The 12,550-nt window shown below is 40.2% G+C and carries 11 protein-coding genes; 2 read left to right on the plus strand and 9 right to left on the minus strand.

What is annotated here, in order from left to right; translation table 11 throughout:
* Positions 1-7: 7 nt before the first annotated feature.
* From K5609_RS18360 to K5609_RS18390, 7 genes are all read right to left on the minus strand, one after another.
* Positions 8-1,441: a right-handed parallel beta-helix repeat-containing protein gene (locus tag K5609_RS18360; RefSeq protein WP_221074900.1), complete on the minus strand. Its 1,434-nt coding sequence runs from the start codon at positions 1,439-1,441 to the stop codon at positions 8-10.
* A 23-nt stretch (positions 1,442-1,464) separates the two neighbouring features.
* The gene (locus K5609_RS18365) at positions 1,465-2,454 is read right to left on the minus strand and encodes a polysaccharide deacetylase family protein (RefSeq protein WP_221074901.1); all 990 of its coding nucleotides are present in this window, start codon (positions 2,452-2,454) and stop codon (positions 1,465-1,467) included.
* Entirely contained in the window at positions 2,438-3,619 is a 1,182-nt protein-coding gene (locus K5609_RS18370) for a hypothetical protein (protein WP_246611894.1), read from the minus strand. The genes K5609_RS18365 and K5609_RS18370 overlap by 17 nt, the downstream gene beginning before the upstream one ends.
* Positions 3,616-4,788: a glycosyltransferase family 2 protein gene (locus K5609_RS18375; protein WP_221074902.1), complete on the minus strand. Its 1,173-nt coding sequence runs from the start codon at positions 4,786-4,788 to the stop codon at positions 3,616-3,618. The genes K5609_RS18370 and K5609_RS18375 overlap by 4 nt, the downstream gene beginning before the upstream one ends.
* Complete coding sequence (locus K5609_RS18380; RefSeq protein ID WP_221074903.1) at positions 4,789-5,313, minus strand: serine O-acetyltransferase; 525 nt, start codon at positions 5,311-5,313, stop codon at positions 4,789-4,791. It abuts the gene before it with no gap.
* Positions 5,313-6,494: a glycosyltransferase family 4 protein gene (locus K5609_RS18385; RefSeq protein WP_221074904.1), complete on the minus strand. Its 1,182-nt coding sequence runs from the start codon at positions 6,492-6,494 to the stop codon at positions 5,313-5,315. The genes K5609_RS18380 and K5609_RS18385 overlap by 1 nt, the downstream gene beginning before the upstream one ends.
* 143 nt (positions 6,495-6,637) lie before the next feature.
* Positions 6,638-7,759, minus strand: coding sequence for a glycosyltransferase (locus K5609_RS18390; RefSeq protein ID WP_221074905.1), 1,122 nt, complete (start codon positions 7,757-7,759; stop codon positions 6,638-6,640).
* 200 nt (positions 7,760-7,959) lie between these two features.
* On the opposite strand from K5609_RS18390, the gene K5609_RS18395 reads away from it, so the two are divergent.
* Positions 7,960-9,141: a hypothetical protein gene (locus tag K5609_RS18395; protein WP_221074906.1), complete on the plus strand. Its 1,182-nt coding sequence runs from the start codon at positions 7,960-7,962 to the stop codon at positions 9,139-9,141.
* A gap of 22 nt (positions 9,142-9,163) precedes the next feature.
* Positions 9,164-10,618, plus strand: a complete 1,455-nt coding sequence (locus K5609_RS18400; RefSeq protein WP_221074907.1) for a lipopolysaccharide biosynthesis protein — start codon at positions 9,164-9,166, stop codon at positions 10,616-10,618.
* A gap of 17 nt (positions 10,619-10,635) precedes the next feature.
* On the opposite strand, the gene K5609_RS18405 is transcribed toward K5609_RS18400, so the two are convergent.
* Both K5609_RS18405 and K5609_RS18410 read right to left on the minus strand, forming a co-directional pair.
* Positions 10,636-11,556, minus strand: coding sequence for a sulfotransferase family protein (locus tag K5609_RS18405; protein WP_221074908.1), 921 nt, complete (start codon positions 11,554-11,556; stop codon positions 10,636-10,638).
* 44 nt (positions 11,557-11,600) lie between these two features.
* Complete coding sequence (locus K5609_RS18410; protein WP_221074909.1) at positions 11,601-12,527, minus strand: glycosyltransferase family 2 protein; 927 nt, start codon at positions 12,525-12,527, stop codon at positions 11,601-11,603.
* Positions 12,528-12,550 lie beyond the last annotated feature (23 nt).

Consider the following 12,550-nt stretch of genomic DNA (forward strand, 5'->3'; position numbering starts at 1 on the left):
GCTTCAATTAAGGTACCATTTGGATATCTATAGCTCCAACCGAAGTCTTAGCTGCCCGTTTATTCTGATAGAAATCAAACTCTGGTGAAAACTCTGTATTAGAGGGTTTGCTAAACAACGGGATGTTTTTAACGCTAGATATTTCAACATCTACAAGCCCAACTTCGGAGTCGAAATCACATTCACAATGCTGACGCCATTCATCAAGCCCACCAATTTTAGACTGAATACCCACCCTCATATCGTTAAAATAAATACCATCTCCCTCAGAAATATATATATTGTTATCTGAAATAACTCGCCCCACTAGAGAAGATAAGGGGCCCAATTCTGCATGATGTAAATGCCTGATTTCAAAAACCACATCATCAGTCCGAATACTTGAAAAGACATTATTATATATCAATACATTTCGGCTCGGGGGGCGCTTAGCTTCCGGGTCTTTATCTTGAAAACTTAAACCAAAATAAACTGGAGCATGATAGCTGGTTGCTGCGTTTAATACCGTATTGTTAACAACACGAATATTTTCTCCAGAATAAACACCTATTCCAGCCCCATTACTATCAATGACAATATTATTCTCAATCCGCACGTCTCTAGCTTCGAACATTCTCGGGTTTCGTTTTTTATCAAAGAACTGCGGGCTCGTGTCAAAACCTGCCAGAATTCCGGCGACACCCGCATTCTCAGAAAGATTACGTTGAATTACAATGTTTGAAGAGCCGCCTTTAACATAAACTGAATTGGTGGCTGTATCTTTAAAATAATTATCCTGAATGGTAATACCATGCGCATTGACAGCATCTATCCCTTCTGCATTTTTAGAATCTCGTAGACCACTATTAAAAATACGATTTCTCTCAATTAATACATCCCACACATAAGGGTTGATTTTTATGGCGTCTCTACCACTACCGTGTATCAAGTTGCGAGATAAAACCACCTTAGAGACTCCATCTTGCCACCCCCCCTTCCAACGAACATGCATAGACACTGCATAGAAATAACCACCACTGATATCCAGCCCAACTAAGCGCGTACCTGAAGCGGTATGGTCTATTCTAATGGTTTGCTGTTTTTTCTTCTGATTAATAGGTTGCGTTATTTTAGCTTGATGTAACTCTGTAGAACGCAAGGTAATACGAGGCTTTCGTATCCTAACATGCTCTTCATAAACTCCAGGTTCTATCCAAATTTCGTCGCCAGGCCTAGCTCTCTTTAAGGCATCATTAATTGTTGAGAAAGGGGCTTTATAAGTACCAACTCCCCCCCCCCCAGCGTAACTACCGTTAACAACCCAAATAGCACCATTTGACTGCTCTAAATTGGCCCAAGAAGGCGAATCACTACTCATTTCAAGCTGATTCCACGGCATAATCATGCCAGCACTAGGAAACGCGAATAAAAGTAACAATACTCCTAAAACACTACTTTTCAATGGCAAGCCCTTATTATCTAGCGTCAAACAGCCCCCAAAATAAATCTGGCTAACTCCTCCACCGATTTATCTCCATCTACAGATACTCTATCGATGTTATATCGTAAAGACATATCCAACCTAGTGTTCACACCTCCCTTAAAAGCAAATGCCAATCGGTAACCTAATTGATTGGCTAAATCTGTGGATACTTGGTTAAAAGTCCCTGCTTTACCTACTGGATATGAAAAAAGAGCCGGGGTTTGACCTAACGTAGTGGCTAATTTAGCTTTTGAGCTAGCGAGTTCGTTCATTTGTTCTTCATCAGACAAATGCGAAAGAATAGGGTGACTTAATGTATGAGAACCAATAGCCATGCCTGACTTTAACATAACTTCAATTTGGTGCCATGAAAGGTACAAATCTACTTTCTTTGGTAAAACAACATTACAAGTTTGCTCTAGAAAGCTAACTTTATCTTCAATTGATAAACTTGAGTCATCCTTTAGCATTTTAAGTATTATTTTGATAGATTGGCCGATATCATCACGCACTATAGAGCAAGGTTTGCTCCAGTGAGGTAACTGGATTTGCTTAACGGTGGTATTCTTCAACAAATAGGCAACTTTATCCCACCACGCAAGCTCCACCCCATCAGCAAAGTTCGTCACAATAAAGAATACTGCCGACATATTATGCTTTAGCAGTAAAGGATATGCATGCTCAAAGCAATCTACATAGCCATCATCAAAGGTAATCATTGCATAAGGCTTATCAAAACCAGACTCACTACTAAATAATTCGAGTAAGCCTTTCTCATCAAGCATACAAAAGTTAGATTTATAAAACTTTAGATGCTCCTCAAAATTCTCTACGCTGCAACTAAAAACATTAGGATCAAATTCGGTAACAGCAGGGTTGCCTATACGATGATAATTAAACACATATAGGCCATTTCGATAATGATGAGAGGCCGAACCTTTAAAGCTAAAGTACTTCTTTAACCTCCCCCGAAGCTTACTCACTCGGTTCATATCTTCTATACCTCGGTGCACCTACAATGTAATCACGATACTGATTTGGGTTACCCGACTCACCGGCTTCTGCAGCCTTGGCCATGTTGTACATTTCACGCGCCGACACATAGTGCAATACGTAGTTTTCACCATCGTTATATTTACTTTCCAAATAGCTGCACATGTCATCAAAAGGCTTGCCTAATAAAGTAGGCATATCAGCTTCTTGGGTGCCGTGAGTGTGTATTTTGATAAAGCGCCACTCAGGTCTACCTTCAACATGAATGTTCGCGTTTACCCATAAATCGACACGATCTTTAGTCGGCATCATACTGGTGCGAATATCAGAGTTCTCGATTTGCGGGAAAATGCCTTTTTTGCGGGCTTTCCAGTTAAGGTCTAGCGGTCCATTAATTAGCATTAAATCACCCCACATTTGACCGCCTACTTTGACCATTTTTCCAGTGTCATGCGACTTCGGCGCATGAGGGTCGTCTTTGGCATAATAAATCGCGTTCACCGTTGCGGGTTGGGTAACACTTGGCGCAGACGGGAACGTATAATCAACAAAACAGCCGGTCTCTTTAAGCACAATAAGTTCGTCATTCACGCCACATAATTTGCCATCTGGGTGCGAGTTATCTAAGGTCCAGTTTCCGTGAATAAATGCGTATTGTAGCTTGCCGGTCTCTTCACTACGTACAAAGGCACCATGCTTCTCATGTAATAACTCGGTAAAGCCCTCCAAGGTTTTGCGCAAATTATCACTGGTATCGTCGTCGTGGTGCAGGTGAATTTCGATTTCACCAAAACCACGCGCACATATATCGGCTACCTTGGCTAAGTGCTCATAGCGATACTCTTCTTCTGGGTAGAAAAACGAATGTTTAGGGTGACAACCATCTGCATCTTGGTGTTTACCTGCCACTACCGGGTATTCATTAAACCAGCGGTCCACACGCGCTCGTTCTTGCTCAAGGCTAATGTTTTTGCCCCACTGCGGCTCGTAGTGGTCGACAAAACAAAACAAAACGTGGGTTGGCCCTTCAAATTTTGCCTTAGCTCTAAACTTCTGTTTTAGGTAATGAGGTAACCATAAGTGCATCTGCTTCTTTCGAATAATTAAGGTTACCGCTGCTGCGCCAACTAGCAGCAATACAATTAAAGCTAAAAAGATTATCACCGTGATGTCCTTTGCCATGTGCCTTGCACATTTTTAAACAAGAATGAGTAGAAGCCTTTTAATAAAGCCATATTCATAGATACAAAAAAAGTTAGAAACGCAATGCTACCAGGTACACTTTTACCTCGCTTACTGCGACTGTTACCCCATGCAGCCACTAGGTAACCGGCTAGCTGAATAGCTAACAAACTAGCGTATAAAGGTTTGGTCACCAGCACTAGGTTACAGAGTAAGGCAATAAGCATTAAATGCGGGGTGAACCAACGTAAGACTTTGTGGCTTAGGTAGGCAAAAAAACGCGCACCTTGTAATGGGTTTAAGGCCCATAAACAGCGCGTAAAAGCTTGGTAGTTGCCGGTGCCTATACGAACTCGACGCTTTTCTTCATCCTGCAACGATGGCGCAACTTCTTCAAAGGCTACTGCGTTTGGTTCATACAATACCCGTTTACCCACCTTAGACACGTTCATTACAATCATGAAGTCATCAACAATGGTATTAGCGGGAAGAGCCTGATACAAAGGCTTGGCAATAGCGTAGATGGCACCATTAGCGCCAAGTAAGGCACCTAAGCGAGACTCATGAAACTTGAGCATTTGCTCATAGCGCCAGTAAATACCGTCTTTGTTATCTTCTGACTCAGAGTCAACCAAGTGCAACTCGCCACATACCGCGCCAATTTCGTCGCTATCAAAGTGCCTAACCAGGTTTTCAATTGCGTCCACTTCGAAATGGGTATTAGCGTCTGACATTACCAAAATAGGGTCTTCGGCCAACTCAACCAGGTCGTTAAGTACGTTAATTTTGCCGCGATTTTGCTCAAAGATATGGGCTTTAAAATTGCTCGCCTCCACGGCCTGCAAAATTTCTGCAGATTTATCCGTGCTGCCATCAGAGCCAATGTGAATGGTAAGTTTGTCTTTGGGGTAACTAAGCTGCAGCAAATTGTCTATGCGCTGCTGCAAACAGCTCTCTTCATTATAAGCGGCAATAATAATTGAAACAGATGGCCACTCTTTAGCTTCTAGTGAACGGCGCTCACGACGACGCCAAAGGTAGCGAGTATCGCGAACGGCCTGCTTAATGCCGCTGACCATTAACAACACGATGGGATAAACAGCATAACTGTAAGCGATTAAGCCCACAGCTATCCAAAATAACAATTCCATTTACTGCTCCACCTCAGCGGGCTTACGACGATAGGCTTTTGCCGGTATGCCCAACATAGTTGCGCCCTCTTCTGCAGACTTGGTTAACACCGCATTGGCGCCAACTTTCACCAGATCGGCCACCTCTAGGTCACCAATAATCTTGGCGCCAGCGCCCACAAATAAGTTTGAGCCTAAGCGTGGTGATTTACCTTTCTCATCGCCAATTACAACGCCACTTTCTAAAGTAATATTACTGCCGCCCATCACCTTAGAATTAATTACAATACCTACAGGGTGCATAATCACAAAACCGGGACCAAACTCGGCACCAGAGCCAATCACACATCCATTTAGAAACTTATTCAGCCATTGGAAGAAGTAGGCGAGTAAACCTAAGTTATGCTTGGCGCACCAACGCATCCAGCGATAGATAATATTAGCACTAGAGCCGTCAGCCATTACAATCCTCAGCATGCTTACCGACGCTCCATCTAATCTGAAGATTTCTTGCTTACGACGAAAATCAGCTTTGATATTTTCCATTATTTCACCAAAGTTAACAGTTGCTCGGCATTATGACGCCACTGCCTTTCACGCTCGATATAAGCTCTAGCCTGCTGACCAACCTGCTGCTGTTGCTCCACTTGAGAAGAGAGGCTAAGAACCTTTTCTACACAAGACTCACGATCGTTTGCTTTAAATAACCAGCTCGTCTCACCATCGGCGACCACTTCGGCAATTGGTGTAAAATCAGGGGCAACCATGCCTTTGCCCATCGCCATAAATTCAAACAACTTCATCGGCGAGCCGTAGTCATTTGAGTCTGGCAAAATGCCAAAGTCCATGGCCGACAAATAAGTCGGCACTTGGTCATGAGCGACCCTGCCAGGCATAATAATTTGCTGTTCAGCACCCGCATCAGCAATGCGCTGTTTAATACTTTGATAACAAACACCGTCACCCACCAATAACAAAACAATATTGGGGTAATCTTTTAGACGCTCTGCAATTAGGTCAACAAACCAGTCAATACCGTGCCAATGCACAAAGGCACCCACGTAACCCACTACCACTTTATCTTCCACAGCTAACTGTTTACGTAAAGCAAGAGCGGCATCATCATCAATAATAAACTGGTCTAAATCGGCAGCGTTCGGCGAGATAACAGAAGGGGCAATATTTGGGTAAGCATCTTGAGCCACTTGCTGAAAACGGCTAGAAATAAACACTAAACCAGTGGCGTTACTAAATATCCACTTTTCGATTGAACGAGCAAAGCGCTGGAAAAATAACTCACGAACTCGATGCACTAAACATGAATCATTAATCTCCAACACAATTGGAATATTATGACGTTTTGCCCACCACACACTGGCAAACATAAACAATGAATAGCGCTCATAAACAAACTCTATTTGCTGCTCTTTAACCGTTTTACGTAAGCGCAACCAAGCCAATACATTAAAGGCTAGTTCAAACAACTCAAACACAAACTCGGGAGTATGTTTGGTTAATTCAGCTAAGCGAGAAAACAAGCTTTTTTTAGCTGGCGGTTTAGCTGCTTGCTGCGGTTTCGGTGTAACAAGCTCTTCCTCTGGATCGGCGCCAGGCAAGGACAAAATACTTACTTTATGGCCAAGTTCACGTAGGCCTTTTACCACACCACGAATATGCACACCTTCGGCCCCTCGGCCACGCGTTCGATGGTGGAACAACACTTTCATTAAACGGCTCTCCTTAGCACAAAAATGAAGTTAGCAAAATTAATCTATTTGCCGTGTAAGCTACTATAAATAGCTTACTTAAAAGAATAACACAGTCCCCTGTGGGAAAAACTACAGATTTCGATTACCTAAATATTGAAGTTTCACTTTCGGGATAATAGTTGAAGTAACATCTGTTTATTATTTTCCCAAGAAAACTTTAGAGACTGCTCTTTTATAAGTGAACCATCCCAACTTTTTCCTAAAATATACCTTATCCCGTTTGCAACTTCGTCAGCACTTTTAGGTGAGATTAACTTCCCACATACTGACTCCTTAAACACCTCTGGAACCCCACCAACCCTAGTTGCTAAGGTTGGAACCCCAGAAGCCATTGACTCAAGAACGACATTTGGCACCCCCTCAGCATAACTTGGCAAAGCAAGCAACTTAGCTTTAGCAATCCAATTAGGTAATAGCTGATGCTCGACCGCCCCCATTAAATGAACTCTAGAAGACACTCCTAGTATTTCAGCCTCTTCCTGAAGCTGGCTAAGCATCCCCCCTTCACCAAGATAAACTAATTGAAGGTCCGGGAATTCCTCCGAAACCATAGCAAAGCCTTTTAACAACTCAATCACCCCTTTGTCTCGTTTTAAGTTACCAACATAGAGTAAATAGTCATCGTCGGCTCGAGACTCCGAAATACCAAATAGTTCGTGGTTTACACCATTATAAATTACTTTAATCTTTTCCCGCTTCACTCCCAGCTTCACTAGTTTATTAGCAAGAGCTTGAGACACCGACAAAACTCCACTCGACCGATTTGCGGCAGCCAAAAACTGGCGAACCCTACCAGGAAAGTGGTCAATTAAATTGATGTCGGAGCCATGAACCTTTATAAAGAATTTTGTAGACATTAGTCGACTTAACCACATGCTTACGACGCCTTCAGGAAAAGCCCACGAAGCGACAATAATCTGCGGATGCTTTTTAACTAACCATATCGCGCTGTGTAATAACAGTGAGACAAACATTGTATAACTATAAAAAGACCTGCCTACCTTAGGTGTATAAAAGTAGGGAAAATAGCGAATAGAATCTGTTTGTTGGATAGACTTGCGATGCTTCCACCAATCTAAAAAAGCCACTGGTATCAAAATACTCACACTGTAATCACTTTTCAACATGTCAAACTGTTGCTGATTGAATTTCCCTCGATTGCTCTGCCAAGGCAAGGGGTAAAGATTGGTTAATAACACCAAATTTGGCTTTTTAGAACTCATCAAACTTCCCATTAGACTTGTTACTACTTCGCGGCAAAGCCGCTGAAACGCTTATACAAATTTAAAATAACGCTAACTGGTTACAGAGCATTTAGCAATCACTATGCATAGGAAACTTAGAATCGGGTAGACAGCCCAAGAGTTACTTGAGAGAATCCATTTCGTTAAGTTGCCTAGTTGAGGTTATGGAGAGAATCAACATGCAGATCTACGCTCCAAAGTTATATCAAGACAATGGCTCAAAATACGAATCACGTGTAGAGCTAAATGGAGCTTCAAAGGTACTCTGGTTCAACTTACAAACCGGGAATGCTGAACAATTGAGTACAAGTTGTGATGCAGCCTTAATCGCTTTGCTAATCCCAGCGATGCTAAAAGGTCAAGATATAACTATTCATGGACCTTTATCGGAAAAGTTACTTTTTAACGCTCAGGTGCCTCTACAGAGCATCCTTTGCAGCCTTATTCCTCGGTTAAAAAGAATATCTATAACAGCTACAAACACCTTAAATACCACAACTAGCTCTTCAGGAGTAGCAACAGGCTTCTCGGCAGGAATAGATTCTTACGCCACCCTTAGTGATTATTATAAGAATAGCGGCCCTAAGCAATTAAGCATATCACACTTGCTTTTTAACAATGTTGGATCACACGGAAAAGAAAAAGCTAACAAATTATTCAACTCACGCTTTAAGAAGTTGCACTCAGCAGCTTCTGAGTTAAACCTACCCTTTTTGAAAATAGACTCTAACCTTGAAGAATTTTATGGAAGAGAGTTAGATTTTCAGCTTACTCATACCATTCGTAATGCATCTGTAGCTCTACTTCTACAACCCATCTTAAAGTTTTATCTATACTCTTCGGCTTATAGCTACGAGTCATTAAAAGTAGAAGAAACCTACGACATAGCTTTTGCTGACGCTATGATTCTGCCCCTTATTGCAACCGAAAGCTTAACAATGCTGTCAGTTGGTAGTGAGTATTCAAGAGTAGAAAAGACTTTAAAGGTCTCTAAACTATCTCATAGTTACAAACACTTAGATGTTTGTGTTTTAGTTAAAGAGGAAGCTCATAACTGCTCTAAATGTTCAAAATGTATGAGAACCCTATTAACGTTAGAATTGAGTGGCAAGCTTCAACACTACTCCGAGGCCTTTGATTTGCCTTGTTATTTTGAAAATAAGAACAAATTCATCATTGATATGATTTTTAGTGATGACCCACTACATAAAGAAATAGTACAGTTTGCAAAAAACAAGAAAATTAGCTTTCCGGTACATTTATACATCTTCGCTATATTCTCTTTATTAAGAAAGTCACTCGCAAGAACAAAGTTTAAAACAAAGAAATTATTAAAAGCAATAATAATTAAAAGTCATTGAAAGCATACACTTAGAGAAAAAAATGAGTAACACCAGTCCCAAAAGCCCCCTAAAACACCAAGTAATTCACTCTCTAAAATGGGTTGCTGCGGGAAAAATCCTTACTCAAATTCTACGCTGGGTCACTACATTTTGGGTTATAAGGTTACTCACACCTGAAGACTATGCTTTAGTTGCTATGGCTGATGTACTATCGGGATTCATTGTCCTGATTATAAGCTCTTTATTTAGTTCCGCTATTATTCAGAAAAAAGAACTTACAAACCAGATACTTAGAAAAATGTTTGGTGCCATAATTTGCGTTCACATTACATTATTCATCCTCCAATTTTTGTTAGCAACTCCTGTTGGAAATTACTACCAATCAGAAGGGGTTACACAAATCCTCAAGGTGAACGCTTGGTGTTTAGTCATTCTTGCTTTTGAGGTCATCCCAGCAGCTCTACTTGCGAAAAAAATGGACTTTAAGGCGGTCTCTATCATTGAGGCTGCAAGTAACTCAATCGCTGCAATAGCAACGTTAATATTTGCTCATCTGGGATTTGGGTTCTGGTCAATCATCTATGGGCAAGTGCTATTTACTCTTCTCAAAACAATATTGACATTTTCATCAAATCCATTTTTCTATTTACCTATTTTTAGTTTTGTAGAAATCAAACCGATGCTAAAATTTGGTGGCAGCCTAAGTATATTATCTATGCTTTTTTATGTTTTTCTTCACATGGATATAGTTATTGCTGGCCGGGTAATGAGCCACATTGAAGTTGGCTTGTATGCCGTTGGTTTACAGATTGCGATGATGCCGCAGAAAAAAATAATGCCACTGTTAAGGCAAGTTGCTTATCCCGCTTTTTCTACTATCCAAGACAGCCCTATATTAATCAGTAGTTATGTACTCAAATCGCAGAAACTATGCTTAGCTATCTCCTTACCCATTTTTTGGGGATTAGCCTCAATTGTCGATTCATTAATACCCATAATATTAGGAGAGAAGTGGATAGGAGCAATCATACCAGCTACTCTTATTCTACTGGTTATGCCATTGAGATTTAGTGAAGAACTTTTTAACCCTGCACTAAAAAGTTTACTAAAAATAAGGCATATGTTTATCAATGCAGGGATACTATTGCTTGTAATAACTCCAGCGATACTAATCGGTGTTAATTATGGTTCCAAAGGCTTAGGCATAGCATGGGCTTTGGCATTCCCCATAGCTTACACACTAATATCATTTAGAAACTGCCGCGCATTTAATATAAAGATATTGACCTTTTTCAAAGAAATCTCAAGCCCTTTTGTTGCGGGGTTACTTATGTCTCTAAGCCTAAAGTTATATAGCTCAGAAATAGAATTCAGCTCCAGTATTTTATTATTGCTCACGCAAGTTTTATTAGGAGCTTTTGTGTATACCACTTGCCTTTGGGTTATAGATAAAAACTTAATCACACAACTTAAAACGCTAAAAAACAATAAATAAGTAATTTACACCTTTTGCTATTTTAGTTTTTTTTCAATAACCCTTAATGGCCAAGATAGCTTCCAGCTAATAGACTGATAAGCTTCCTCGAATAAGCAGCGAAAGTGGGTTTCCGAGGCTTGAACTTTTTCCAGGTGCTCTATTAACACTACAGGAAACTTATCTAAATATTCGTTGTATTCGCATTCAAGCGCTTCAACTGAAAATTTATCATCGCTCAAAATAGCCACATAGAGCTTTTGAGCTAGCTGTTCCAGATACCCTTTTCTACTACTATTACTTGCTACCTGTTTCCTCAATTTTTTTTCAATAAAGCTTGAATTAGAAGCAGATTCCAAACTTAAATGAAAACGATCAGATATTTTTTCTCTCACCGACTCAGGAGAGTTAAGCAACTCATTGAAGTCAATAATTAGTCGATTAGACTCACATGTGTTAAGAAAGGCCGAAAAGTTATAATTGAGCCATAGCATCAAACCTTTCTCTTTAGAAAAACCATCTCGCTTCATAAGTGATGCAGCAACCTCTTCAGGATTACGCACCATTAGTAAATAATTAACGTCGCAGTTAACGTTTTTTAATACGCGCAACCAAAATGGTAATAAAACAGAAACTCTAGGGTCCTTCATGCCCCAAACCTTCGATGAAGCATACTCACTATCAATTAGGTCCGTAGCCATTTTATAATAATCTTCTTCAACTGGAGATTGACTTTTAAGAGTACCTAAAGGATTATCCCAGGATGAAACTTGGTGGTCGAGCAACTCTTCATTTAGCTCTACCAAGCGGGAATTTTCCCAAAAGCCTTTATCATTCACCCCTGCTTGTGCCTTAAAAAGGTGTTTTCCCATGAACACTCCAAACTGAGCTAACTCACCCGATAAAGCAGAAGTTCCACTTCGATGCATTCCAATAACAATAACCGCTTTACTTAACATTTTAATCCTTTTGAATAAAACAAATAATTACAAACCTACTAAAATTAAAAATTGATACTTCGTTTAATTTTCTGCAATGTATAAAGAATAAATGAAGGCATGAGAGAAAATGTCAAAGATTTTAATTTTAACTGGGGAGAGGGCGCTAATTTATTAGCTAGTGAATACGCTTCAGCTGCTAAGGTAAACTCACCGGAATAAACAAAATTTTTAGCATAACGGCAATGAATTTTAGCTTCTACATTTCCAAAATCAACAAACGAAAAACCCTGACAATAGTTTTTTCTGATTTTTTCAATGCAAACTTTTTCTGCGGCATACATCTTGCGGTCATTTAACGAGTAGTTATCTTGATCAATAATATGAGTGGCTAATGGCCTATCTACACACGCAAACTCACAAATCAAAGAAAGCTTTAACCATAAATGCCAATCATCAACGCCCATAAGGTTAAAATCTGCATCAAAAAAACCCACCTCTTCTAATAGGGCCTTTCTTACAATGCCTGTACAGCAAACAATAAAGTTTTCTTGAATTAGAAAGGGAGCAACATTACCACTAAAGTTAGCTAATGATGGAGACTTCTTATTATACTGTCGCAAATCAACAAAAGCTCTACTATAGACAACCCCAATCTCATTTTTTGAAAATAGGGGAACCTGTAACTCTAACTTATCCTGCTCCCATAAATCATCTTGATCACAGAAAGCAACTAGCTCTCCCTTTGCGTGGCTAATACCATGGTTCCTCGCATCAGCTACGCCTCCATTAGCTTTACTAAAAGACCTTACATTTAAAAACTGTTGCGCAAGCTGTTCTATGATTAACTTAGATGAGTCTTTTGAACCATCATTCACCAGTATAATCTCAATGTTTTTATAGGTCTGTTTCAATAAAGAGTCGACTGTATTATCTATGTAATCCTCACCATTATATACAGGAACAACTATTGAAACTAAAGGGTTTACCATGAAGTACTCCATTACCATACTCG

Origin of the sequence: Agarivorans aestuarii, assembly GCF_019670125.1 — a bacterium.
Classification (GTDB): domain Bacteria; phylum Pseudomonadota; class Gammaproteobacteria; order Enterobacterales; family Celerinatantimonadaceae; genus Agarivorans; species Agarivorans aestuarii.